Raw genomic sequence first — 26,991 nt, 5'->3', positions numbered from 1 at the left:
CTGAAATTAAAAAATATTTTTGTTTCTTGATTTTTCAATCCCGATATATTAAGATATTTATATCGAAAAAAGAAAGGAATCCCATATCATGTGGAAAAAGACAATGAAGACAAGCTGTTATATGGCAGGGCTGGTTTTATGCATCACAGTTGCACTCAGCGCCTGCAAATCAACAGCAGACACAACCGGTTCACAGGCACAGGAGACACAGACAACAGCAGAAAGCACAGCCGCCCAGTCAGGACAAGCAGCGGAGGAATCCTCCCAGGCATCACAGGATGGCCTGGCCGTTCAGGAGGTTACAGACCATGCAGGGCGAAAGCTTGAACTGCCCGGAGAAATTAAGAGCGTATATTCAACCAGCCCCATTGGAACCATGCTGATGTATACCTTTGACGACAGGATGGTGGCCGGTGTCAATGTAATTATATCCGATGCGGAAAAGGCGTACCTGACCGATTACTATGTGAATCTTCCCCATTTAGGCGGCTGGTACGGCAAAGGGAATCAGGGAAATATCGAAGAGATCATTAAGGCCGCTCCCGATGTGGTCTTATCCAGCGGAACGGACCAGGGCAGCATTGACCAGGCAGAGCAGCTTCAAAAGCAGCTCGGCATCCCGGTGGTGCTGGTGAAAAGCGATTTGCAGGACTTACCGGAAACCTACCGTTTCTTAGGAAAGCTTTTTAACAGGGAAGACAGGGGAGAGGAGCTGGCATCGTATACAGAGGCCACTTTGGACCGTGCAAAGGAGATCACAGCCAAGATTCCGGAGGATAAAAAAATCCGGGTTTACTATGCGGAGGAGCAGGACGGCCTTCACACCGACCCTTCAGGCTCATCCCATTCCCAGTTGATTGACTTATGCGGCGGCATCAATGTGGCTGACTGCGAAATTACGCCGGGATACGGACGGACCGCTGTCACCATTGAGCAGGTCATGCAATGGGCTCCTGAGCTGATCATCTGCAGCGTGGACAACGGATTTGCAGATTCCAGCAGCTATACCACCGTTACCACTGACAGCAAGTGGTCCACCATTCCGGCAGTGAAGAGCGGACTCGTATTTGAAACGCCTATGCAGCCTCAGAACTGGTTTGACAGGCCCCCTTCCGTCAATACCATCATCGGAATCAAATGGGTTCATTCCATTTTGTATCCGGAATATGTGGATTACGATATCAAAGAAGAGACAAAGGAATTCTACAAGCTGTTTTACCATGTGGAACTGAGCGATGAAGATGTTGAAACCATCACAAAGAACGCTCTGCGAAAGTGAATAAAGCCATGATAACGAATGAAGTATTGACAGATGACATAGCCAGTGTTTCAAACACATATCCTTATGCCGGTGACTTTTTTGCAGCCTCCGGCATAGAGGGCTTTTCAGACCGGCCTCAGTTGACGGTCAGGCAGTATATTGAGGAAGTTCCCGAAGCCCTGCTGGAGGATATCGGTGCCTCCCACGCCCAGCTTGCAGAGCATTTTATCCTGTTTTTAAACCGGATGGAAGCCTTGAAACAGAAAAAGAAGAGTGTGGAAAAGATTACCATTATGGGAGGGCAAAACAAACTGGGGGAACAGGAAAATCTCACTTTTTCCATTGAAAAAGGTGAAATCATCACTGTGATGGGGCCTACGGGTTCCGGAAAAAGCTGTCTGCTGGCAGACATTGAGTGCCTGGCTCAGGGCGATACCCAGACAAAACGGAAGATTCTCATTGACGGACGCGTTCCCAGTGAAAGGGAACGCTTTCAAATTGAAAACAAGCTCATCGCCCAGTTGTCCCAGAACATGAACTTTGTTATGGATCTGAAGGTTTTTGACTTTTTGCGCCTTCACGGGGAGAGCCGGATGATAGAAGACCTTGACCGGGTGGTTGAGAAGATTTTTGATGCCGCCAATGACCTGGCTGGAGAGCGTTTTTCCAGGGAAACGCCTTTGACGGAGTTGAGCGGAGGCCAGTCGCGGGCTCTCATGATTGCGGATACCGCATTTTTAAGCGCTTCTCCCATTGTGCTGATTGATGAAATTGAAAATGCGGGAGTGGACCGGAAAAAGGCGCTGCATCTGCTGGCTCAGGAGCAGAAAATCGTGCTCATGTCCACCCATGACCCCATCCTTGCGTTGATGGGGGACAAGCGCATTATCATTGAAAACGGCGGCATGAAGGCGGTGCTGGAAACCAGCGCTCTGGAAAAACAGAATTTAAAAGACTTGGAAGATATGGACAGAAAAACAACAAAGCTGCTGCAGATGCTCCGCGCGGGAGAACGGGCGGAAACATCGGTGACCACGCTTTAGTCAGGAGGTTTTTTGTGATAACAGGAACGATGAAGGTAAGGGAAATTCTGGAGCATTATCCGGAGAGCTTTGAGGTATTCCGCTCCAATGGATTTGACTATGAGCGGCCGGAGGACTTTTTAAAGGTGGCGGGCCCGGATACCATGCTGAGAACCCTGCTTTATGTGCGGGGAATCAATCAGGAGCTTTTTTTGTATCATCTGGACAATGTCGTTTTAAAGGCAGAGGCGGAGCGCCAGCATTTGCTGGAGGACTTTGAGCCGGGAGAAAAGCTGGATTTTTACGGAAATACCATCTGTCCCATGAAATTCACCTTCCGGGATGCCCTGGAAGAGATTGAACGGGAATATAGAAAGCAGCACGGGGTTTCCAGAAAGTGTTATCTGGAATTCGGAAAAATGACCGATGATACGTGTGAGGAAGCCTGGGACCACGGCGATCCTGAGAAGTTTCCGGGGGTGTTCTTTTCAAAGGAATTCAATGAATACCTGGGACTGGACTTTCAGAAGAAGATGAAGGGGATGTTCACCGGAGGTTTTTATGATAAGGTGAATCCTGCCTTAATGGAAGCCGGTCTCTGTGATCCGGAAGATGTTTATCAGGTTTACGGCGTGATGGCGGAAACATTTTTAATCGATAAAAAACGTCTGGGCGATCTTCCCGTTCCCAGGACTTTGGAGGCTCTGCTGGACCCCATTTATGAAAACAACATCATCATCTTTGGAAAGGACCGGGAAACCATTTCCAATGCCCTGTTCTTATACTTTTACAAGGAGTATGGAGAGGAAGGAATCAGGAAGTTTGCCAGGAATGTGAAGCATGCCCTTCACGGAAGCGTTATGTCCAAGACCGCCGGGAGCAACCGGTCTGAAGGCGGGGCAGTTTATCTGGTTTCCTGGTTTTTTGCCCAGACCTGTGTGCGGGAGGACGTGGAGATTGTCTGGCCCGATGACGGAGCCATTACCCTGCCCATGTACATGCTGGTGAGAAAGGATGATGCGGAGAGGGTAAAGGACATTGCAGATTATATTGCCGGAAGGGAGTTTGCAGAAGCCTGTGTAAAGGCCTATACGCCACCTATGAATGGAGAGGTGGATGCCAAGCTGCCTCCTGGAGCCGGTTTCCAGTGGCTTGGCTGGGATTTTATCCGCAGCCATGATATTCCCTCTCTGGCAGAACACTGTCTGGAAGTCTTCTGGCAGGAGTGGGAGAGGCTGCATCCAGGGGGTGTGCTATGCCCATGAAATTAATTACGGTTTCCGGCCCTCCTTCTGCGGGAAAGACCTCTGTTTTGATCCGGATTATTGAACAACTGGGAAAGGACAAGGTGGGAGTGGCAAAGTTTGACTGCTTATCCAGCTCTGACGCAGAGCGGTTTGAAGAGCATCAGATCAGCTCTGTTGTGGGGCTTTCAGGAAATTTATGTCCGGACCACTTCTTTGTCAGCAACATCGAAGAGTGTGTGGAGTGGGGCTTAAAAAATGGCTTTGAATATCTCGTGATTGAAAGTGCCGGGCTTTGCAACCGGTGTTCTCCCCATTTGCGGGAATTTTTAGGCGTGTGCGTCATTGACAACTTATCAGGCATTAATACGCCCCATAAGATCGGGCCCATGCTTCGCTATGCGGACCTGGTCATGATCACGAAGGGGGATATTGTATCCCAGGCGGAGCGGGAGGTCTTTGCCTTTAAGGTGAAGATGGCCAATCCAAAGGCGGACATCCTGTTTCTAAACGGAATTACGGGGCAGGGCTCTTTTGACGGAGCGGAGTATTTCCGCAAGGGGAAAAGTCTTGATTCGGGCCGTCTTAAGGACTGCCGTCTGCGGTTTGCCATGCCTGCGGCCCTCTGTTCCTATTGCCTTGGAGAGACAAGGGTGGGAGAGACCTTCCAAAAAGGAAATATTAAGAAAATGAAGATAGGATGATGGGGCTTGGAGCGAACAAAAAATAAAATACTGCCTGGGCAGATGCTGTGGATGCTGGTCATTTTCCTGCTGGCTTCCGTGCTTGTGTCCCTGCTGGCCGGACGTTACCCCATATCCTTATCAGGTGTTGTACACGCCCTTTTAGGGCGCTCTGAGGACGAGCAGGTCGCCCACATTATTTATCAGGTTCGCCTGCCGCGGATATTTGCCGCCATTCTGGTGGGGGGAGCCTTATCGGTCAGCGGTGCGGCGTACCAGGGGATGTTTAAAAATCCTCTGGTGTCCCCGGACCTTTTGGGAGCGTCTTCGGGAGCGTCTTTCGGTGCGGTATTGGGCATTGTTTTGTCAGTGGGCATTGGGGGCACCAAGCTGATGGCTTTTTTATTCGGACTTCTGGCTGTTATGATGACCTGGTTTATTGCGGCCCGGATTGGAAAGGGAAACAATACGGTTTTTTTGCTGGTGCTGGGAGGCATTTTAGTCAGCGGTTTGTTTCAGTCCCTGATCACTCTGATGAAATATACGGCGGATACGGATAATAAGCTGCCGGAAATCACCTTCTGGCTCATGGGAAGCTTGAATAAGGCCACTTACCGGGATGTCCTGGGCATGGTGGTGCCGTTTTCCGTATGCATCGGGGTTCTGGTAATCTGCAGCAATAAAATCAACATCCTTTCCTTAGGGGAGGATGAGGCAAAGGCTTTGGGGGTGAACACCAGGCTTTTGCAGGCTGTCATCACCATTTCGGCCACTATTTTGACCTCTTATTCCATATCGGTGACCGGGACAATCGGATGGATCGGGCTGATCGTCCCTCATCTGACGAGAATGGTCATGGGGCCTAACTTTAAACACGTGATTCCAGGCTCCCTGCTTTTAGGGGCTGTTTACCTTTTGCTCATGGATGATTTATGCCGCAGCCTGATGACCATAGAAATTCCTCTGGGAATCACCACATCCCTGGTTGGAATTCCTTTTCTTATATTTTTAATGAGTAAGAGAGAAAGCAGTTGGTGAAACAGATGAAAATGGAAATGAAAAATCTAAGCTGCGGCTATAACGGCCATGCGGTGATTGAAGATATCAATATTACCATCGGCTCAAAAGAGATGTGGTGTGTGCTGGGGGCCAATGGGGTGGGGAAGACCACGTTTTTTAAGTCAGCCCTTCGCCTGCTCAATCCGGTGAAAGGGGATATCACATTAAATGATATTTCCATTGATAAATGGAACCGGAAGGAGCTGGCAAAGCAGATCGCTTATGTCCCTCAAAACCACGTTCCGCCCTTTGCCTTTACGGTGAAGGAGGTCATTGCCATGGGAAGAAATCCCCATCAGCAGGGCATGGGAAGGCTCAGTCCGGAAGATAAGCGGGCGGTGGAAGAGGCCATAGAGCTGCTGGGAATCGGAGATTTGAGCAGCAAAGATTACATGAGGATCAGCGGCGGGGAGAGGCAGCTCACATTGATTGCCAGGGCCATTGCCCAGGAAACCCCCATACTGGTTCTGGATGAGCCTGTTTCCAATTTAGACTTTGGAAACCAGGCCAGGATTATTTCCCACATCTGCGGTCTGGTTAAGAAACTTGGAAGGACTGTCATCATGACCACCCATTTTCCGGATCACGGATTTTTAGAGGATGCCAATGTGCTGCTGCTTTATAAGGACAAAAAGCATTGCGTGGGAAAAGGGAAGGACATTATTACGGAAGAGGCTGTGAAGGAATTATACGATATTGAAAACAGAATTATATATTTGGAGTCCTGCAATAAGACGGTTTGTGTCTCATTGTAAGGGAGAAAAACCGGAACGCAGGTGTGAAACTGTTCCGGTTTTTGCATTTTGAAAGGCAGCGGGGACTCCGCTTGACAAAAGAACAAGTTATGTTCATAATGAACCTATGAGACAGTTTCGGCACAAGTCATGGAGGAGGGGGAGCAATGAAAGAATACCGATGGGCAACACTGGGCTGCGGTGAGATCGCAAAGCAGTTGGCAGAAAACATGAAAAAGCAGGGAAGGACCCTGTATGGAGTGGGAAACAGAACCCATGAAAAGGCTGTCAGTTTTGCAAAGACATACGGCGTGACTAAGGTTTATGACCGGGTTCAGGACATGTTTGTGGATGAAGACCTGGATATCATCTATATTTCCACACCTCATAATACTCATATTCCCTATATCAAAGAGGCTTTGAGAAATGGGAAACATGTGCTGTGTGAAAAATCCGTCACCTTAAATTCTGCGGAACTGGATGAGGCGGTTCAGATCGCAAGGGACAATCGTGTGGTGTTTGGGGAGGCGATGACCATTTATCATATGCCTCTTTATAAGAAGCTTCGGGAGATTGTAAGAAGCGGCAGGTTGGGGCCTTTGCGGCTGATTCAGATGAACTTTGGAAGCTATAAAGAATACGATGAGAAAAACCGGTTTTTTAACCGGAATCTCGCGGGAGGGGCCCTGTTGGATATCGGAGTCTATGCCATTTCTTTTGTGAGATGGTTTATGACAGAGGCTCCGGATCAGATCACCTCCCAGGTGAAGTTTGCGCCAACCGGTGTCGATGAACAGGCGGGAATCCTTTTGATGAATGAATGTCAGGAAATGGCTTCCATATCCCTTTCTCTCAGGGCAAAGCAGCCCAAGCGTGGAATGGTGGCTTTTGATAAGGGGTATATTGAAATTTACGAATATCCCAGGGCTCATCAGGCGGTGATCACTTATACGGAGGATAACAGCCGGGAAGTGATTGAGGAAGGAAATACGGACGACGCCCTGCTGTATGAAATTCTGGATATGGAGAGAGCGGTGTCCGGGGAAGCGGATGAAATGCACCTGGAATACTCGCAAGATGTGATGAGAATTATGACAAAAATCCGGAATGACTGGGATTTAAAGTATCCGGAGGAAGTATAAAGGATTTTAGGATTACAGGAGAAAGCACATGGATTTATTTGATTATATGAGGGAAAACACCATGGAAAAGGAGTCCCCTCTTGCCTCCAGGCTCCGGCCCTCCACCCTTGATGAGGTGGTGGGGCAGCAGCATATCATCGGAAAGGATAAGCTGCTCTACCGGGCCATTAAGGCGGACAAGCTGGGGTCAGTGATCTTTTACGGGCCTCCGGGGACGGGAAAGACCACGTTGGCCAGGGTCATCGCCAATACCACCAGCGCGGATTTTAAGCAGTTAAATGCGACTGTGGCCGGGAAAAAGGACATGGAAGAGATCATAAAGGAAGCCAAGGATGCCCTGGGGATGTACGGGAAAAAGACCATCCTGTTTGTGGATGAGATTCACCGTTTTAACAAGGGGCAGCAGGATTACCTCCTTCCTTTTGTTGAGGATGGGACGGTTATCCTCATCGGCGCTACCACGGAAAATCCTTATTTTGAGGTAAACGGGGCTCTTCTTTCCAGGTCCCGGATTTTTGAACTGAAAACCCTGGAAAAAGACGATATCAGGGAGCTGATCCGCCGGGCTGTTTATGACAGGGAAAAGGGGATGGGCTCTTATCAGGCTGTCATTGATGAGGATGCCATGGATTTTTTAGCTGACGTGGCAAACGGAGATGCCAGAGCCGCTTTAAATGCGGTGGAGCTTGGCGTCATGACGACAGAACGGGACACATCAGACGGAAAAATTCATATTAATATGGATGTGGCCCAGGAATGCATTCAAAAGAGGGCGATCCGCTACGATAAGGCGGGCGACAACCACTATGATACCATATCTGCCTTTATTAAGAGCATGAGGGGGTCAGACCCCGATGCAGCCGTATATTATCTGGCCCGGATGATCTATGCGGGAGAGGATATCAAATTTATAGCGAGAAGAATTATGATATGTGCTTCTGAGGATGTGGGAAATGCGGACCCTCAGGCTCTTGTGGTGGCGGTATCGGCTGCCCAGGCTGCAGAGAGAATCGGGCTTCCGGAAGCTCAGATCATTCTGTCCCAGGCGGTCACCTATGTGGCGTCAGCCCCTAAGAGCAATGCGGCCTGTAACGCTGTATTTGAAGCGCTTCATGCGGTGGAAAGCCAGAAGACCATGCCTGTGCCCGTTCATCTGCAGGATTCCCATTACAAGGGAGCGGGAAAGCTGGGCCATGGACAGGGTTATCTTTACGCCCATGACTATCCAAACCATTATGTCAGGCAGCAGTACCTTCCCGATGGCATGGAGGACGCCTCTTTTTACCGCCCTACGGAAAATGGCTATGAGAAAAAAATAAAAGAACACTTGAGTTTTCTGAAAAAATGACTTTTCTTTTTTCCTGTTAAGGTATATAATGAGCGTATCATACGACCTGATTTAGCGTGATTTGGGCCGGAATCATTTCCGGCCATCTGTTTGCGATATTCTATCGTAGGTCATTCCCAAACTTGCAAAACATTGGCTTGATTTTTTATGGAAATCAGGCAGCCGATATTTTTTTAACAATCGGACTTCCTTATAAAAATTCAGAAGGAGAATTATATGCGTGAAAAATTACAAACATTGCCGCTGACGGAATTGAAGGAGCTTGCAAAGGCTCAGGGAATCAAGGGATGCAGCGTTATGCGGAAAGCTGAAATTATAGATTTGCTCTGTGAACAGGAAGAGGCAAAGGCCTCTTTGACAGCGCCGGTTCAGGCAGAATTGATCCAGCCGGACCTGATACAACCGGAGCCAATCCAGTCAGAACCGGTTCAGTCAGAACCGGTCAGGCCGGCAGCCGCGCCTGCGACTGTGGACCAGCAGGCCGTTTCGGCAGGGGGAGGGCAGAGAAAGACGGTTGTCCGTTCCTACAGGCAGCCGGAGCAGCCCAGGTCCGTAAGCTACCGCCCGGCACCGGGAAATAATACAGAGGCCCCTGTCAGAAGTGAAGTGCGCCAGGAGCACGTGCCGGAGGAGACGAGGCCTGATTTTCAGCCCAGCCCTGAGCTGCAGGAGTTAGACAGCGGCATAGAGGCCCACGGCATATTAGAGGTCATGCCTGACGGCTTTGGCTTCATCCGCTGTGAAAATTATCTTCCTGGTGAAAATGACGTCTATGTGGCGCCTTCCCAGATTCGCCGCTTTAATATGAAAACAGGGGATATCATCCACGGAAGCCGCAGAGTGAAAGCGCCGACAGAGAAGTTTGCCGCTCTGCTCTACGTGAAGAATATTAACGGCTATCCTGCGAGCGTTGCAGAGCGCCGTCCCAATTTTGAAAACATGACCCCCATATTCCCGGATAAACGGCTTCATATGGAGTCGGCGGGAGGAAGAAGCACCATGGCTATGCGGGTTTTAGACCTTTTAGCTCCCATCGGTAAGGGGCAGAGGGGTATGATCGTATCCCCGCCAAAGGCAGGTAAGACCACTCTTCTTAAGGACGTGGCAAAGGCCATCACCATCAACCATCCGGAGGTTCATCTGATGATCCTTCTGATCGATGAGCGGCCTGAGGAGGTTACGGATATCAAGGAATCCATTGTGGGAAATAACGTGGAAGTCCTTTATTCCACCTTTGATGAGCTTCCGGACCGCCATAAGAGGGTGTCTGAGATGGTGATTGAACGGGCAAAGCGGCTTGTGGAGCACGGAAGGGATGTGGTCATCCTTTTAGACAGCATCACCCGTCTGGCCAGGGCTTACAACTTGACGGTAGCGCCAAGCGGACGCACCCTGTCCGGCGGTCTGGACCCGGCTGCCCTTCATATGCCTAAACGCTTTTTCGGCGCTGCCAGAAATATGAGAGAGGCGGGAAGTCTGACTATTCTGGCGACGGCTCTTGTGGATACGGGAAGCCGTATGGATGACGTCATTTACGAGGAGTTTAAGGGCACCGGAAACATGGAGGTGGTTCTTGACAGGAAACTGTCTGAGAAGCGGATTTTCCCTGCCATTGACATCTTAAAATCCAGCACCAGAAGGGATGACCTGCTTCTTACGAGAGAAGAATCGGAAGCGGTTGAAATCGTGAGAAAGGCCACAGGCAGCTTAAAACCGGAGGATGCAGTAGAAAAAATACTGGATTTGTTTGCAAGAACCAGAAACAACCGGGAGTTTGTGGAAGGCTCTAAGAAGATGCGATTCTATTAAGAAGACGGGGATTTAGAGCCCTTCATTTATAAAAAATAAGTGCTTGCATTAAAAAATATTCTATGTTATACTATACAAGCTGTTTATTAGACAAAATCGGTTTGCGGTTTCAATACCGTCGATTGGAAAAATAGAAATCAGAGTATGCGAGGTGAAAGTCATGAGAGAGGGAATCCATCCAAATTACTACCAGGCAAAGGTTACCTGCAACTGCGGGAATGAATTCGTAACAGGTTCTACAAAGGAAGATATCCATGTGGAAATCTGTTCTAAGTGCCATTCATTCTACACAGGTCAGCAGAAAGCTGCTGCTGCTCGTGGACGTATTGATAAATTCAATCGTAAATATGGCGTTAAGGCTGAGGCATAATTTTCTTAAGGAAGACAAAGTACGGTCTGAATCAGGGAATCAGCCGTCTGGCTGCCGCAAGGCGTACCAGACATCCTTATTATATCAGGAGCAAAGAAAAGGTTGAGTTTGGTGGAAACACTTTAGCTCAGCCTTTTTTGGATTAAAAATAGAAAGGAGGAAGGCGTATGAAGTATTCAGGAATTGGCGGCCAGGCCGTGATCGAAGGCGTTATGATGAAAAACGGGGATGAGTATGCCACTGCTGTCCGCAAGCCGGATGGAGTCATTGAGGTGAAAAAGGATACGTATGTCAGCATGGGAGAACGGGTGAAGTTATTTTCCCTTCCTTTCATCAGAGGAGTTTTCAGCTTTGCGGATTCCATGATTTTAGGAATGAGGTCGCTGACGTTTTCCGCCAGCTTTTTTGAAGATGATGAAGAAAGCCCGGAGCCTTCCAGGTTTGAAAAGTTTCTGGAGCGGATATTTGGAGAAAAGATGGAAAAGGCGGTGATGAGCATTGTCATGGTATTTTCCGTGATCATGGCGATCTGCATTTTTATGGTGCTGCCCATGTTCATTGCCAATGTGTTCCGGCAGTTTATAAAGTCACAGACTGTGATGGCTCTTTTGGAAGGAGTTCTCAGGCTCAGTATTTTTATCGCTTACATCAAGCTGGTTTCCCGTATGAGGGATATCCAGAGGACGTTCATGTATCATGGGGCAGAGCATAAGTGCATCAACTGCCTGGAGCATGGGCTGGAACTGAACGTGGAAAATGTGAGGAACAGTTCCAAGGAACATAAACGCTGCGGCACCAGTTTTCTTATCATTGTTATGATTATCAGCATTCTGTTTTTTATGGTCATCAGGGTGGAGACTCTTCCCATGAGGGTTGTGAGCAGAATCGTGCTGATTCCGGTGATCGCAGGGGTTTCCTATGAGTTTTTGCGTCTGGCCGGACGAAGCGATTCCAAGCTGGTGAATTTACTCAGCCGTCCAGGCATGTGGATGCAGGAGCTTACCACGAAGGAACCTGACGACGATATGATCGAGGTCAGCATTGCTTCCGTGGAGGCTGTGTTTGACTGGAGAGAGTTTTTAAAGAAGAATTTTCCGGAGAAACAGGCATGAACGTGACGCTGCAGCTTTTGCTGGAGGAAGGAATTTCGGCGCTTTCAAAAGCGGGGATTGGCGAAGCAGAGCTCGATGCCAGATACCTACTTTTGGAAGCCTTTCATACGGATATGACCCATTTTCTCCTTGACCGGAGCAGGAAGCTCTCGGAGGATGAGTTTACGGAGAAGGCTGCCTTAGAATACCGGTCTATGGTGGAAATGCGGTCAAAACGGATTCCTCTCCAGCAGATTACGGGAAGCCGGGAGTTTATGGGGCTGGAGTTTTATGTCAATGAATCCGTGCTGATTCCCAGACAGGATACGGAAACCCTTGTGGAACTGGTTTTGAAGGAGCATAAGGGAAAAAAAATCAGAGTGCTGGATATGTGTACCGGAAGCGGCTGTATTGCAGTCAGTTTGGCCGTGCTTGGAGACTTTGACTGTGTGACGGCGGTTGACATTTCTTCGGAAGCCCTTAAGGTGGCGGGGAGGAATGCAGACAGGCTTGCGGGAAAAGACAGGATTGAGCTGGTGGAGAGCGATTTGTTTTCTGCACTGGACAAAGGCCGGAAGTTTGATGTGATCGTGTCAAATCCGCCCTATATCCCGACTGAGGTGATCAGGGGGCTGGAGCCGGAGGTGAAGGACCATGAACCGATGCTGGCTCTTGACGGTAAGGAAGATGGGCTGTATTTTTACAGAAGGCTGGCGGCAGAGTGCGGACAATATTTAAATCCCGGCGGGGCGGTTTATTTTGAAATTGGCTACGACCAGGGAGAGCCGGTGAGTGGGCTTTTAAAGAATCAGGGATTTGGCGAAATCCGTGTGATAAAGGATGCAGCGGGCCTGGACCGTGTGGTGTGTGCAGTCTCGTAGATATTGTTTATTGGCAGGAGTACTTAAGAAAGAATACTGCGGGCTGAGTTCTGCCCGGAAGGATATTCAGGGAGCAGCCTTTCATATGAATGGGGCTTCTTTGCCCTTCGGGCAAATTCACCTTATATAAGTAGGAGGTTATCGATGTTTGATCGATTGGATGATATTTTAATTCATTATGAGGAGCTGATGCAGGAACTTAACAATCCTTCTGTGGCGGAGGATCAGAACCGTTTCCGCAAGCTGATGAAGGAACAGGCGGATTTAGCGCCTCTGGTTGAAGCTTACACCCAGTACAAGAAGGAAAAACAGAACGTACAGGACAGTCTGGCCCTTTTGGAAGAGGAAAGCGATGAAGAAATGCGGGAAATGGTAAAGGAAGAGTTATCCGGCTCCAAAAAGCAGATCGAGGTGCTGGAGCAGGAGCTTAAGATTCTTCTTCTGCCTAAGGACCCTAATGACGATAAGAACATTATTTTGGAAATCCGGGCCGGAGCTGGCGGCGATGAGGCTGCTTTGTTTGCTTCTGAGCTGTACCGCATGTATGTCAACTATGCAGAGGGACAGCGCTGGAAGGTGGAACTGATCAGTGTCAATGAAAATGGAATCGGCGGTTCTAAAGAAGTCGTTGCCATGATTACAGGCAAGGGCGCTTATTCCAAGATGAAATATGAAAGCGGGGTTCACCGTGTGCAGCGCGTTCCGGAAACGGAAAGCGGCGGCAGGATTCATACTTCTACGGCTACGGTTGCAGTTATGCCGGAGGCGGAAGAGGTGGACGTGGTCATTGAGGATAAGGACGTGAGAATCGATGTTATGCGCGCCTCCGGAAACGGCGGACAGTGCGTAAATACCACGGATTCCGCTGTTCGTCTGACTCATATGCCTACGGGAATCGTCATTTACAGCCAGACGGAGAAATCCCAGCTTCAGAATAAGGAAAAGGCTTTCAGGCTCCTTCGTTCCAAGCTGTATGATATCGAATTGGAGAAAAGGCAGAGCTCAGAGGCTGAGGAGAGAAGGAGCCAGATCGGTACGGGAGACCGTTCTGAAAAGATCAGGACTTATAACTTCCCTCAGGGACGGGTGACGGATCATAGGATTAAGCTGACTCTTTATAAGATTGACGCTGTTATGAATGGGGATATTCATGAGCTTTTGGATTCTCTCATTGCGGCGGATCAGGCGATGCGTTTGAGTAAGCTGAATGAAGAAGGGTAAAAAGTGATGATTTGCGGTTTTGACGGATCGTGGGAATAATGGAAATGTAGTGTAGTGCGAGCGATGGGCTTCCTGAGAGGGAGGGACATCGCTCGTTTGTTGTTTTCTTATGTTGTTTTTTGATTTGGATATTTGTTATTTTGATATGCAGCTTTTATTTTCCCAGCATAATTTTAATGATTTCTTCGTTGGTTTCTCTCATCCCCTCTTTTCCCAGCCTGCCTACGTTTTTAATCGTGGCTTCCACGCCTTTGGTGACGATGCCGTCTCCATCAAAAAACTGCTGTCCCTGGCGGTACATGTGATAGCCGAAAATTCCGGCTTCTACAGAAGAAGCTATTTTTGCTGCGCAGGAAGCTTTTGCGCCGTCACATACAATGCCTGATACAATGGCCAGGGAGTTGACGATTGTGTGTGCGATATCTTCATAGCTGCCGCCCAGGAGATAGGCGATGCCAGCTCCGGCTCCGGCACCTGCATTTACGGCTCCGCAATAGGCGGATAAGCGGCCCAAGGAAGTTTTTTGGTGGATTGCGGTTAAATTGGAGAGGGCCAGGGCACGGTATAGCTGTTCTTTACTGGAGTTTAATTCGTCTGCGTATACCATAACCGGTATGGAAACGGTGATTCCCTGGTTGCCGCTTCCCGAATTGATGATGACGGGCAGTTCGCATCCATTCATACGTGCATCAGAGGCTGCGGCTGCCATGGCCTTTGCTTTTACGGCCAGGTCATTTCCTGACATTCCAAGGAGTACTTTGCCGATATTGGCTCCGTAGCTTTTTTTCAGCCCTTCTTCGGCAATGGCCCAGTTATATTCCATCTGACGGTCCAGAACTTCTTTGATATCGTTGATATCCACCGTATTGATGAAATCCCAGATATCTTCTATATTGAGCAGCTCCCGGCCGGCCAGGGGCTGTTCTTTTAAGTCTGGCTCCTGCTGTTTCAATACGTTTCCGTCTTTTTCAATGAGAATAATGTTGGTGTGGTGGCCTGCAATGCGCACTTTGCTGTAGGAAGTGCCTTTATATAAAGTGACCAGGATATCAAAGGTAATTCCGCTGTTTAAATGTTCTACGGTGATTTCTGTTTCTTCCAGGAAATGCTTCATCTGTTCAATCTGCCGGGGTGAGGCATTTGCAATGACTTCCAGTTTCTTTTCCGGGTCCCCTGCAATGATTCCGGCTGTCACTGCGGCGGGAATTCCTTTTAAATGGCCGGTCTGGGGGACGATTACGGATTTCGCATTTTTAATGATGCTCCCGCTGGCCCCTGCCACAACCCTGTCCGGTATGTCTCCCAGTATATTTCTTGCAACAGCGGCTGCATAGGCCAGAGCAATGGGTTCGGTACAGCCCATGGCGGGAAGAAGCTCTTCTTTTAAAATCTGCACGTAAGTGTTGTATTTCTGGCTTGTTTTTTCCATGATGAGGTCATATCCTTTCTAAATGCCATTGATCTTTTGAAGGGGATTTTAAAATGTCATTGATTTATAAGTATTTTTAATGTACCATAAAAGCATATGCATGTAAAATTTAATGTTTTTATGATAATGTTTAAAATTTTTAAATGATAGAAAGGAGGAAGGCGGGATGGAGCTTCGGGAGATCAAAACATTTTTAGAGGTGGCAAATTTAAAGAGCTTTTGTAAGGCAGCGGGGAAGCTGGGATATTCTCAGGCAGCGGTTACCATACAGATCAAACAACTGGAACGGGAGTTGAAGGTTCATTTGTTTGACCGGATCGGGAAACAGACCACCCTGACCCATGCAGGTGAGGTTTTTTACCAGTATGCTTCGGAAATTCTTGGTGATGTGGATCATGTGAAAAACATTTTATCTGAGTCAGACCAGCTTACAGGAAAGCTGGTGATTGGAACCATTGAATCCATCTGTGCTTCCTTGTTTCCTTCTTTGATACAAGAGTTTCACAGGCTTTATCCAAGGGTTAATGTGAGCATGGTCATTGATTCTCCGGGAGAGCTTCTTGCTATGATGGAGGAAAATACCGTTGATGTGGTTTATTTTCTTGATCAGCAGATTTACGATACAAAGTGGATCAAGGTGCTGGAAGAGCCGGAGAATATTGTTTTTACCGCCTCCGGGGAGCATCCTTGTGCAGGGGTGAGAGGGCTTAAGCTGGATCAGGTCATTGGACAGCCGATGATCCTCACGGAAAAGGATGCCAGCTACCGGTTCAGTCTGGAGCAGTATCTGGCGGCAAAGGGGAAAAAGGTGTATCCCTTTCTGGAAATCGGGAGTACGGAATTTATTATTAAGCTGCTTCGCAATAACGCGGGAATCTCTTTTCTCCCGGAATTTACTGTGGGGAAAGATGTGGCTGAGGGGACTCTGGCGGTTCTGGATGTGGAGGATTTTCATTTGCAGAACTGGAGACAGGTCGTTTATCATAAGGATAAATGGGTCAGCAGGGAGATGAAAGCTTTTATTGAACTGGTTCAGACAGTGGAACAGGGCAAAGAGGAGAATTAGGATTGGACATGGTAAACCCTTCCCGGCGGCGCGGCTGGGGAGGGTTTTGGCCTGATAAGGGGATTTATTGGGTGGATTGGGAAAAGGCTATTGATTATTTTGGAAAAATCAGGTATACTCATTGCAACGATTTTATCTTTTGTCTTGCAGATTTCTTCTGCGGGATTATCTTGGAAATTCTTTTTTATAGTTTTTAAGTTCAAAATTATCCCATTTTTAAATTAATTGTTTATAAGTATTTTTGATATTTATATCTGTAGTTTCTTGTGTTTTTATTGTTTCAATTCTTTAAGTTCTTTTAATTATTCCATTATTTTGAAATAAGCAAATAGACGATTGTGTTTGCTTTATATTTGTAATTCCTGAGATTGAGGAGGGTGTTATGAGGCAAAGGAAGCGGAAGCTGCCTGTGTTTGCTGTGGTTTTTATTGCCTTGATTTTCTCTGCCGGGCAGGGGATGTATTGGGGTGATGGGATTATGGCGGCAGAGGCTGAGAGAAGTGTGGATGGGGCAGGTGATAAAAGAGAGGTGGTTGTAGAAACGGAAATCCCGCCGGATGAGAGGGAAGGATATGTGCCGCCGGGGGAGTATGTGGACCAGGAAGGGAAACAGTATTGGCTTAAGGAGTGGAGACTGGAGTCTTATATGATTCCGGAGCGCCTGGAAATGGTGGAGAGGACGGTAGTTTATGAGGAGGTGGAATGGGAGGATCAGATTCCCAGGAAGGCGGTTATTGATTTACGGGATGATGCCGGGGGAAGGCAGGTTCGGGAGGAATATCCAATTCTGCGGATAAGTCAGAAGGGGGAGAGGTGGATTGCTGACTTTCGTTTTACGGCGGTGTTTCATTCTTATGATGCGGATTATTATTGGCTGGGGGAAAAGAAGATTCCATTTAACGGCAGCAAGCCGGAACTTAAAGATTGCAGCAGGGAGCTTTTGGCAGAGATTGGGGCGGACCCGGAGCGATACCGGATTCTTGACTTCGTGTGGCAGGGGGAGCCTTATTCTGATGAGAGAGGGGTTATTTGCAGGGATGCTTTGGTTACAGGGGAAAAGAAAGTGTCTGAGTATCATGTGATTTATGGAGGGGAAGCTTTGTTCCGGGAGACGGAAGGGATTAAGTGCGTCGCTGTTTACAGGGGATTTGATTCGGTGACAGATGGCTGGGGAGTGGCAGAGGAGGATAATATGGAGCCGGGAGATTTCTCTTTGGGAGATAAGGAGAAAAAGGGAAAATGGCTGATAATTCGGGACAGCGTTGTGGTAACGATATCAGTTTTATTGATTGTAACTTTGCTGGCTTTACTCATTAGCGGGGGAGTGAAGATGTTTCGAAAGAAGAAGGGAGTTTGGAAATGAAAGGGACTTTATATAAGGTCAAGGGAGTATGGCGCATTTTTATGTGCGCGGCATTGATGTTTCATTTGCTGGTTATAGAAGGAAGTGGAGAGGTTATGCAAGAGGGAGGAAGGTGGAGTAAGGATGAAGGGGGCTGGTATTTTTTTGATGAAAGGGGTCTGGCAGTCAGCGGATGGGTATGGTCCGGTGGGTATTGGTATTTTTTAAATCCTGATGTTGGTGGTTCATATGGACGGATGATGGCGGGGTGGCAGTGGATTGATGGGCGGTGTTATTATTTGGCGGAAGGAGCGGGAGTTGATTATCCGGAAGGGGCTATGTATCGGAATGGGGTTACTCCAGATGGTTTTTTGGTGAATGATTCGGGGGCCTGGTTTCAGGACGATGGTGTTGTTGAGGTTTATGGAAAAGGGATTCGGACGGTTTCTCTTCAGGGAGAAATGTCTGCTTCGAAAAAGGCTTCAGGAGGAGGCGGGAAGCGAACTGGGGCTGGCGGGGGAGGAAAAAGGCCTGGGGGTGATAGTGGGGGAGGAAATTCTGAAACAGGGGGGCAGATACCGGAGGGGGAGCCTGAGGAAACTTTGGGAGAAGGGGAAGAGTCAGAGGTTCAGAAAGAGGAGTGTGAGTATACGGTCAGGTATGTGGATATTGTTGATAGGGTAGTGCTTCAATTGGCGGCAGGGGTGGGGGTAAAAGGAGAAAGCGTTGTAGTCAAATGGCCTGATATTGAGGGGTATCAACTGTGTGGCGGGCAGAAAGGGGAATTTTGGTTATCTTCTAATAATATGGTTATCAGTGTTTATTATGAGAAAATGATTCCGGCTTCTCCGTCTGAGGCTTGCAAAGTAGATTGGAATTTATACTTTGTGGAAGAAGGTAATCCCAGACATGAAATATTAAAGCCGCAGAAAGGGAAGACGGAAGAGGGAAAGGAACTTTTAATTAATTTTCCGGAAACGATTCTGGGTGCGGATCGGTATTATTATCATGCTCTTGTTTCCAGCCCATGGAGTGTGATCGTAAACGGTAGTGGGGTGCAAAAGTATTATATTAAATTTAAGAGAGGAGAGCGTTTGCCGGAAGAGGCTGATCCGGATCAGGAAGCCAGAAATAAATTAAATAGCTGGCTGGATATTATCCGGGAATCAGATTTTAAAATCACTGGTGATTGGTCGTCCTATCATCAAATTATTACAGAAAATATTCAGGAAAGCAATGAAAGGCTTCTTAACATGGCTTCTATGGCTGATGGAACAGGACGCCAGGAAATTTACTTGATTGCAAAAGGACACGTGCCCAATTCCCTGATTTTGAGCCAGACATTTCCTGATATCCGGAATATATCGGAGCTGGTTCGGGAGGAGTTTACTATACTGGGCGCTCCCTACGTGGTTTTGCGGATAGGATTTGAAAAAACATATGAGGAAAGCACTTGCAGCCATGATTATGAGGTTACGGATGAAGTAAGTGCAGGGTGTGCGGAAAGCGGTCATAAAACTGTAAAGTGCCTTAAATGCGGGAAAGAAGAAACCATCATTCTTCCGGTGACGGGGCATAAGGATGGAGATCATGATGGTGTTTGCGATATCTGCTATGAACCGGTAAAAGAGGTACAAGAGACAGTGCATTACAGCATTGGTGATGTGGTGGCCCGAACCATAGGAGGCGGGATTTACTTATTCCGCTGCATTGATGATGATTATGAGGATGTCATGGGAAATAGCCAGAAAACGGCACTGTTTCTTTGTGACAGCGTAATCCGGTCTGATGTTGAGGGGCCGGAAAAGAAAATGAATTTTGGTCCTAATAATAATTATAAGCATTCCAAAGTACGTCAATGGCTTACGGATCAGGCCGATGCTGACTTTGTCCATGAGACTTACATAGGAGTTACAAGGTCTTTCCAGGGAGTAACGGGAAAAGGAATGTATGAACAACTCAATGAAAATGATCTGATCGGATTTGACCGTGGTTTTCAGCTTCTCCAGGACAGGGTTTTTATTCTGTCAGTGGATGAGGCCCTTGAATACAGGGACTACCTTTGGAAGTTTAATGGGAGTGAAACAAATAATCCGGAATCGCAGCTTTCTGCATATTCAAAAGGATATTATTTGCGGACGCCACAGGATAATGGATTGGATGATTTATGGTATGGGGATGGGATTTACAGTGTCAGCCTCGTAAACGGGAATATCCAGCCGGTGAATGTAGGCGATATGAGTATGGGAATCCGGCCAGTGATGGCAATACCCCAGGGAGGTTAAAGGTTAAAGATGAAAATAATTAAAAGGAACATGAAAAAAGTAAAAAGGATCATCAGCTCATTGCTTGCAGTTGTTATTGTGGCAACCTCCATAGGGTATGCACCGCCGGCGGCAGGAGCCTGGGAGACTTATCCCACAGTTATGTCTGAAGAATATGCAGCAACGCCCTCCGAGGCTGTACGTCCCGATGAAAAGGCAACGCCTTCTGAAGCAGAGCCTCCGGAAGAAAAATCAACGCCTTCTGAAGCAGAAAAGGAATTTGTAAGGGAAGAACCAGATGAAATTCCGGAATATTATAAAAGGGCCTCTGTATCCGGTAGAAAGTTCTGGAAATTTGAGGATAGGTACGGTAATGAGCATTATAGGGACTTTGGCTATACCAATGGGGAGGCTGAATTTCCTCTCTGGTATGAAGCTGACAAAGATGGAATTGTAAAAGAAGAATTTATCTCCATAAACTTAGATGATGAATATTACGATCTTGCACCTTACATATGGGAAAGCCAAGACCCAAGCTATGAAAATTGGGAAGAGCTTGAATTACAGTATCAGATAGATATCAAAAATAAGGAAAAATTGCAATTTACGAACTGGGATTTATCCGAGTATGATATTTGGCTTGTTTCGGGAAATCAGATAGAATATGAAGAATATTCTGAAGAAATGGAATTTGAAGATGAAGATGATTTAAAAGAACCTATAAAAGTAGAATATTACATGTTCTATGGAAAGGCTAAAAATGAATTAAATTCAGAATTGGGTTGGAAAGATTCTGGTAAAGATGGCAATATACGTTTGCCATTATTTATGTCTATTATGCCAATGGCTTTAGGCGACAATCTAAATTTTAATTTTCATTATCGTATTCCAGGAGTCGCTGCTAACGCATATCCAAGTAAAAAAGAAACTGTAAAGGAAGGTTCTATATATACTTTTACTGCAGTTTCAGATAGCGCAACGCATTATAAAGATCCAAAAACAAATGAAACTTATTTTCCAAATAGGTCTAATTTTTTGGGGTGGATGGAACAAATTGTAGGGCAAACTAATAATTATAATCCGACTCAATCTACCGGAGGCTTAATGATACATAGTATAGCTGGGGTAAATAGTCCATCCATGCCTATTTATGCTCCTGGATACAAAAAAGATATTGGTGATGATCATGAAAATAGTTATTATGCAATTTGGAGACCTTATGAATATAGAACCATAATTTCAACAGCAATAAAAGTAGATAGATCAAGCATATCAAATGGAACAAAATCTTTAGGTGGAACCTACGATCCCAAAGATCAAAAACCCTACCAATATGCGCTTACATATAAATCTCCTGGAGGGTCTATAGATTTATATAGTTATAGACAATGGTATGAAAATAAAGAGGGCCATGTTTTAAGTGGATGGACAATTCAGTACCATGACGGTACTGAAGAAAGTGTTCCAATTGATTATAAGATAGAGAATCCTGGAACAACATCTATGTCTGGAGGTCTATCTAATGAAAATGTTTATTTTATATCTCCAGAATACACTAAACTTTGGAATAAAGTAAAATTTTTAGACTGGAATAATTCGATCATAAGCGATCAGGAAATAGAAGATGGCAATAAAGCTGTAATACCACCGAATCCTGAAAGATATGGGTATGAATTTATTGGATGGGATAAAGAGGTAAGCGAAAATACAGAATTTTATAATAGCGAAACTTTTACAGCACAATACAAAAAATTTGATGATGCCATATATGTATACAGGACTTATTACGGAAGATTTGAAGGCAATGATTTAAGTGAATTTAAATATTTAAGGTTAAATTATGAAAACATTGATGAAGCAGTGGAACAGGCCAATGGATTTCTTGAAAGTTTAGAGCAATCCATGACAAACACGGAATCAAAAAAGATTTTTGGTTTTAGGTTAGGAGAATATGCAGGTTCTTCGATTTCACCACTAACCAATGATAATATGACATTTCCAATAAGTTTATATCCTATATGGAAAAAGCCGTTTACTGTAAGATTTAGAAATTATGATTATTTTACATTGGCAAATGTTGTGGTCGGGCAATATGATAATGCAAATCTTGTTGCGCCAGAAGTTCCAAAAAGAGATGGTTATATTTTTACAGGATGGCTTCCTAGCATATCGTCAATCACAGCCGACATAACAACAATGGCCCAATATGTAAAGTTATGGAACTTAACCATTGATGCTGGCAATGGGGGAGGAACGATAAATGATGAAAGTACATATACCATTCCTATCAGAGCCGATGCATCAATTTGGGGGCAGGCAAATAGTGCAGAAATTAAAAATAGTTTAAGGCGTCCAGGCTATAGATTTACAAGTTATTATACGGACCCGGAATTCAAGACGGCATTAAATTCATCAGTAAAACCAACGAGCGATATAACTCTATACCCCCAATTTGTTCAAAATTACACCACTACTTATATATACTGGAATGTTCCAGGAGATCCAATCACTGGAGATTCAGCCGGAAATGTAAGCTTAGGCCATTTATTGATATTTGGTGATAATACATCTATAGCTAATATTAGTAAAATCGAAAAAAAAGGCCGGAGAATGGTTGGCTTTGCAGAGAATAGGGATGGGAGTGGCCGAGTTTTTACGGTTGACGATATTATTCCCGAAAATGTACCTACTTCTTTGTATTGCATATGGGAAAAGGAGACATCAGTTTTGACACTTGACGGTAATGGAGGATTATTCGTTGGAAACGCAACAAAGGATCAGCTTTTTGAACCCGGCGAATCCATAGATCAAGTGTTATTAGATGGAGCTGCTGAAGTATCCAGGACTTATTACACCTTTGCGGGCTGGTACACAGCTCCGGTGGGAGGAAGCAAGTATCCGGAAGCAGGAAATACTATGCCTGACTCTAACTTGACTATATACGCTCAGTGGACCCGAAGCTCCAGCCTTGTCACCTATAAAGACTGGAACGGAGACACATTAAAGACCCAGGTAGTGGCCATAGGAGCGGATGCTACGCCGCCCGAAGCCCCGGACCGGCTGGGCTACACATTTACCGGATGGAGTCAACCATCTGAAAACATAGAAGATCATACCGTTATCACAGCCCATTACACAATAAATAGCTATAAGCTGACTCTGGATGGAAATGGAGGGCTACTGGAAGGAGAAACCAGTAAAGAACATATTCTTTCATACGGTACTTCCTTCGATCAGGCGTTGACAGACGGGAAAGATTTGATTATCAGGCAGTATCATTCGTTTGATGGTTGGTACACAGCTTTAGTAGGCGGAAGTAAATATCCGATGGTCGGAAATACCATGCCGGATTCCAATGTAACCGTATATGCTCGCTGGACACGTACTTCCAGCCTTGTTACTTTTTGGGATGCAGACGGCAATATTATAAAAACCCAGGAGGTACGAATCGGAGAGAGTGCCACCCCTCCGGAGGCCCCGATTAAAAAAGGCTATACCTTTATTGGCTGGGATAAAAATTCCACTGGAATCCAGGATCACACGACCATTACGGCCAGATACGAAGTTAACAGCTATTCTTTAACTCTTGATGGAAATGGTGGCTTGATAGACGGTAAAAGTTCTGAAGTAAGAAACATTTCCTATGAAAGCTCCTTTGATCAGGCACTGGCAGATGGAGCGGACAGTGCTTCCCGGCAGTACCATACCTTTGCTGGTTGGTATACAGCACCGTTAGGAGGAAGCGAGTATCCGGAAACAGGAAACACCATGCCGGATTCCAGTCTGACTGTATATGCTCACTGGATACGCAGCTCCAGCCTAGTTACCTATAAGGATGCAGACGGGAACATCATAATAACCCAGGAAGTGCGAAACGGAGAGAGTGCCACCCCTCCGGAGGCTCCTGAAAAGAAAGGTTACACATTTATCGGCTGGGATACAAATTCCACCGGAATCCAGGATCACACGATCATTACGGCCAGATACGAAGTTAACAGCTATTCTTTAACTCTTGATGGAAATGGTGGCCTGATTGACGGTAAAAGTTCCGATGCAAAAAATATTTCTTATGAAAGCTCCTTTGATCAGGTTCTGACAGATGGGGCAGACAGTGCTTCCCGGCAGTACCATACCTTTGTTGGTTGGTTTACAGAACCAATAGGAGGAAGTCAGTATCCGGAAACAGGTAATATCATGCCGGATGCCAACCTGACTATTTATGCTCATTGGATGCGCAGCTCCAGCCTTGTCACTTATAAAAATTGGAATGGTGGGGTATTAAAGACTCAGGAGGTAGCCATAGGAGCTGATGCAGAACCACCGACAGACCCAAGCAGACCGGGATTTACCTTTACTGGCTGGGATCAGTCCTCTGCCAATATTCAAAATCATACGGTTATTACGGCTCAATACAGCGTAAATGGTTACAAGCTGACCTTGGACGGAAATGGAGGAACCCTGGAGGGAGAAGCAAGCAAAGAGCACGGCTTTTCTTATGGAGAGTCCTTTGATCAGGCTCTTACAGACGGAAAAAATAGTGCTGCCCGTACCTATTATACCTTTGCTGGTTGGTATACGGCACCAATAGGAGGAAGCCAGTATCCGGAAACAGGAAATACGATGCCCGATACAAATATGACTCTGTATGCTCATTGGACCCGAACTTCAAGCCTGGTCACTTATAAAGGTTGGAATGGAAATATATTAAAGACTCAGGAGGTAGCTATTGGAGCGGATGCAACACCACCGGCAGACCCGGCCAGACCAGGATATACCTTCACCGGCTGGGATCAGTCCTCTACCAATATCCAGGATCACCTGGTCATTACCGCTCAGTACAGTAAAAATAATTACAAGCTGACCTTATACGGAAACGGAGGAACCCTGGAGGGAGAATTAAGCAAGGAGCATGAAATTTCCTACGGCGAATCGTTTGATCAGATCCTGACCAATGGAAAAAACGGTGCTGCCCGTACCTATTACACCTTTGCTGGCTGGTATACATTACCGATAGGAGGAAGCCCGTATTCAGAAACAGGAAATACCATGCCGGATTCCAACGTGACCGTATATGCACACTGGACTCATAATTCCAGTCTGGTTACTTATCAAGACTGGAATGGAAATGTGCTGAAAACCCAGGTAGTAGCCATTGGAGCGGATGCAACACCTCCGGTTAATCCTATCAGATCGGGATATACCTTTACTGGCTGGGATCAGCCCTCTATAAACATTCAGACTCACACGGTTATTACGGCTCAGTACAGCATAAATGGCTACAAGCTGACCTTGGACGGAAATGGAGGAACACTGGAGGGACATACAAGCATGGAACAGGGCTTTTCCTTTGGGGAATCCTTTGATCAGGCTTTAGCCGATGGAAAGAACAGCGCTGCCCGTACCTATTATACCTTTGCTGGTTGGTTTACAGCACCAATAGGAGGAAGCCAGTATCCGGAAACAGGAAATACAATGTCAAACTCTGACCTTACCCTGTATGCACAGTGGATGCGCAGCTCCAGCCTGGTTACTTATCAAGACTGGAATGGAAATGTGTTGAAAACCCAGGTGGTGGCCATCGGAGCGGATGCAGTAGCGCCGACAGCTCCGGCCAGATCAGGATATACCTTCACCGGCTGGGACAAACCCTCTGATAACATTCACGATCACACGGTTATTTCCGCTCAGTATAGCAAAAATGGATATACGCTTACCCTGAACGGAAACGGCGGAATGATAGGTGAAAATCCTATTGCAAACCAGGCAGTTGCTTATGGAGAATCCTTTGATCAGGTTCTTACAGATGGAGCAGAAAAAGCCAGCCGAAAGTTTTATACCTTTGGTGGGTGGTACACAGCATCAATCGGTGGAAGCAAGTATTCTGACAGCGGAAACACGATGCCGAACAGTAACGTGACCGTATATGCTCACTGGGGCCGCAGCTCCAGTCAGGTGATTTATCAAGACTGGGCTGGCAGAGAAGTTGATAAGCAGGAGATTGTCATTGGAGGAAATGCAACACCACCGGCAGCCCCGACCAGACCCGGATATACCTTCATCGGCTGGGACAAGCCTTCTTCCAACATTCAGGATCATACAGTCATATCCGCTCAGTATTTGATTAATACCTATAAGCTGATTTTAGATGGAAACGGCGGAACAATGGAAGGGGAAGAAGTAAAGGAATTTACCATTTCATACCGAGATTCCATAGATCAGATCCTTGCAGATGGCAAGAATGCAATCAGCTATCCGGGATACATCTTAGTAGGTTGGTATACGGCCCAGGCAGGAGGAAACCAATATTTGGAAACAGGAAATACCATGCCTGCAAATGATGTAACAATATATGCCCGCTGGGAAACTCCAGAAGAGCCGACAGAGCCAACCAAACCAAAGTCGACAGAGCCTAATCCGAAACCCTTAGATGATTCTGGAGAGGATAACGAAAAGGAAACGATAAAAACAAGTCCTGTTTCACCTCCAATTGACAGCAAAGCAAAACCAGAGGTTCCGGATAGCGGAGGGACATTCGTGGTAAATCCGGATAATCCTTATGATGTTTCCTATAACAAGCCGGATGGTACGCCAGCAAGGGATGAGTGGATTGGAGATGGTGAAGACTGGTATCATGTCAATCCTGATGGCAAATTAAACTATGACTGGTATTTAGAGGGAGAAAGGACCTGGTATAAACTTAATAAGGAACCAGGAGACAAATTTGGTGCTGCATTAATCGGCTGGAACTATGAGCCAATGGACAAAAAGAGATATTTCTTCGATCCGAGTACTACAAAAATGCTTACAGGATGGCAGTATATTGATAATAAGTGGTACTTTTTTACTCCAGAAAATAAACGTCAGACCTATTATGGAGGCAATGATCAAGGCTGGGAAGTTGATCCTGATGTACTGGATAGCCCGTTAGGGGTGTTGGACAGACCTTATGGAGCGTTATTCCAGGGTGAAAAAACTCCAGATGGATACCTGGTAGATGAAAACGGAGCCTGGATTCAATAAAGGGA

Annotated in this window: 19 protein-coding genes; 18 read left to right on the top strand and 1 reads right to left on the bottom strand. The window is 46.4% G+C overall.

Annotated elements, in window-relative coordinates; all coding sequences use genetic code 11:
- Positions 1–88: 88 nt before the first annotated feature.
- The 13 genes from QM657_RS04580 to prfA all read left to right on the top strand — a co-directional run bounded on the left by QM657_RS04580 (position 89) and on the right by prfA (position 13,865).
- A complete protein-coding gene (locus QM657_RS04580) occupies positions 89–1,279 on the top strand; it encodes an ABC transporter substrate-binding protein (RefSeq protein WP_415065370.1) in 1,191 nt (396 codons plus the stop codon).
- An 8-nt stretch (positions 1,280–1,287) separates the two neighbouring features.
- Positions 1,288–2,304 (top strand): ATP-binding cassette domain-containing protein, encoded by a 1,017-nt coding sequence (locus QM657_RS04575; protein WP_415065369.1) that lies wholly within the window; start codon positions 1,288–1,290, stop codon positions 2,302–2,304.
- A 14-nt stretch (positions 2,305–2,318) separates the two neighbouring features.
- Positions 2,319–3,548: an ABC transporter substrate-binding protein gene (locus tag QM657_RS04570; RefSeq protein ID WP_415065368.1), complete on the top strand. Its 1,230-nt coding sequence runs from the start codon at positions 2,319–2,321 to the stop codon at positions 3,546–3,548.
- Positions 3,539–4,231 (top strand): GTP-binding protein, encoded by a 693-nt coding sequence (locus tag QM657_RS04565; protein WP_415065366.1) that lies wholly within the window; start codon positions 3,539–3,541, stop codon positions 4,229–4,231. The genes QM657_RS04570 and QM657_RS04565 overlap by 10 nt, the downstream gene beginning before the upstream one ends.
- A gap of 6 nt (positions 4,232–4,237) precedes the next feature.
- Positions 4,238–5,248 (top strand): FecCD family ABC transporter permease, encoded by a 1,011-nt coding sequence (locus QM657_RS04560; protein WP_415065365.1) that lies wholly within the window; start codon positions 4,238–4,240, stop codon positions 5,246–5,248.
- Positions 5,249–5,259: 11 nt separating this feature from the next.
- Positions 5,260–6,024 (top strand): ABC transporter ATP-binding protein, encoded by a 765-nt coding sequence (locus QM657_RS04555; protein ID WP_415065364.1) that lies wholly within the window; start codon positions 5,260–5,262, stop codon positions 6,022–6,024.
- A gap of 146 nt (positions 6,025–6,170) precedes the next feature.
- Positions 6,171–7,145: a Gfo/Idh/MocA family protein gene (locus QM657_RS04550; protein ID WP_415065363.1), complete on the top strand. Its 975-nt coding sequence runs from the start codon at positions 6,171–6,173 to the stop codon at positions 7,143–7,145.
- Between the two features lie 28 nt (positions 7,146–7,173).
- Positions 7,174–8,493 (top strand): replication-associated recombination protein A, encoded by a 1,320-nt coding sequence (locus QM657_RS04545; RefSeq protein ID WP_415065361.1) that lies wholly within the window; start codon positions 7,174–7,176, stop codon positions 8,491–8,493.
- Positions 8,494–8,709: 216 nt separating this feature from the next.
- Entirely contained in the window at positions 8,710–10,302 is a 1,593-nt protein-coding gene (gene rho / locus QM657_RS04540; protein WP_415065360.1) for a transcription termination factor Rho, read from the top strand.
- Positions 10,303–10,462: 160 nt separating this feature from the next.
- The gene (gene rpmE, locus QM657_RS04535) at positions 10,463–10,672 is read left to right on the top strand and encodes a 50S ribosomal protein L31 (RefSeq protein WP_158377515.1); all 210 of its coding nucleotides are present in this window, start codon (positions 10,463–10,465) and stop codon (positions 10,670–10,672) included.
- 167 nt (positions 10,673–10,839) lie between these two features.
- Positions 10,840–11,784: a DUF1385 domain-containing protein gene (locus tag QM657_RS04530; RefSeq protein ID WP_415065359.1), complete on the top strand. Its 945-nt coding sequence runs from the start codon at positions 10,840–10,842 to the stop codon at positions 11,782–11,784.
- 2 nt (positions 11,785–11,786) lie between these two features.
- Positions 11,787–12,644, top strand: coding sequence for a peptide chain release factor N(5)-glutamine methyltransferase (gene prmC, locus QM657_RS04525; protein WP_415065439.1), 858 nt, complete (start codon positions 11,787–11,789; stop codon positions 12,642–12,644).
- Positions 12,645–12,788: 144 nt separating this feature from the next.
- Positions 12,789–13,865 carry a peptide chain release factor 1 gene (prfA, locus tag QM657_RS04520; protein ID WP_415065358.1) on the top strand — a complete coding sequence of 359 codons (1,077 nt, stop codon included), beginning with the start codon at positions 12,789–12,791 and terminating at the stop codon, positions 13,863–13,865.
- 154 nt (positions 13,866–14,019) lie between these two features.
- Here prfA and QM657_RS04515 read toward each other — a convergent pair whose 3' ends face one another.
- Positions 14,020–15,294 carry a serine dehydratase subunit alpha family protein gene (locus tag QM657_RS04515; RefSeq protein WP_415065357.1) on the bottom strand — a complete coding sequence of 425 codons (1,275 nt, stop codon included), beginning with the start codon at positions 15,292–15,294 and terminating at the stop codon, positions 14,020–14,022.
- Between the two features lie 166 nt (positions 15,295–15,460).
- Between QM657_RS04515 and QM657_RS04510 the strand changes: the two genes are divergently transcribed.
- From QM657_RS04510 to QM657_RS04490, 5 genes are all read left to right on the top strand, one after another.
- Complete coding sequence (locus QM657_RS04510) at positions 15,461–16,360, top strand: LysR family transcriptional regulator (RefSeq protein WP_415065356.1); 900 nt, start codon at positions 15,461–15,463, stop codon at positions 16,358–16,360.
- 2 nt (positions 16,361–16,362) lie between these two features.
- Positions 16,363–16,557 (top strand): hypothetical protein, encoded by a 195-nt coding sequence (locus QM657_RS04505; protein WP_415065355.1) that lies wholly within the window; start codon positions 16,363–16,365, stop codon positions 16,555–16,557.
- 185 nt (positions 16,558–16,742) lie between these two features.
- On the top strand, positions 16,743–17,723 hold the full coding sequence (locus QM657_RS04500) for a hypothetical protein (protein ID WP_415065354.1): 981 nt from the start codon (positions 16,743–16,745) through the stop codon (positions 17,721–17,723).
- The gene (locus QM657_RS04495) at positions 17,720–19,987 is read left to right on the top strand and encodes a DUF6273 domain-containing protein (protein ID WP_415065352.1); all 2,268 of its coding nucleotides are present in this window, start codon (positions 17,720–17,722) and stop codon (positions 19,985–19,987) included. The genes QM657_RS04500 and QM657_RS04495 overlap by 4 nt, the downstream gene beginning before the upstream one ends.
- Positions 19,988–19,996: 9 nt before the next feature.
- Entirely contained in the window at positions 19,997–26,986 is a 6,990-nt protein-coding gene (locus QM657_RS04490; protein WP_415065351.1) for an InlB B-repeat-containing protein, read from the top strand.
- The last annotated feature ends 5 nt before the right edge of the window (positions 26,987–26,991 follow it).

Source organism: Lacrimispora sp., from assembly GCF_047605665.1.
Taxonomy (GTDB): domain Bacteria; phylum Bacillota; class Clostridia; order Lachnospirales; family Lachnospiraceae; genus Lacrimispora.
The sequence above is the reverse complement of the archived record's forward strand: the minus strand, read 5'-3'. Positions and strand labels throughout refer to the sequence as shown.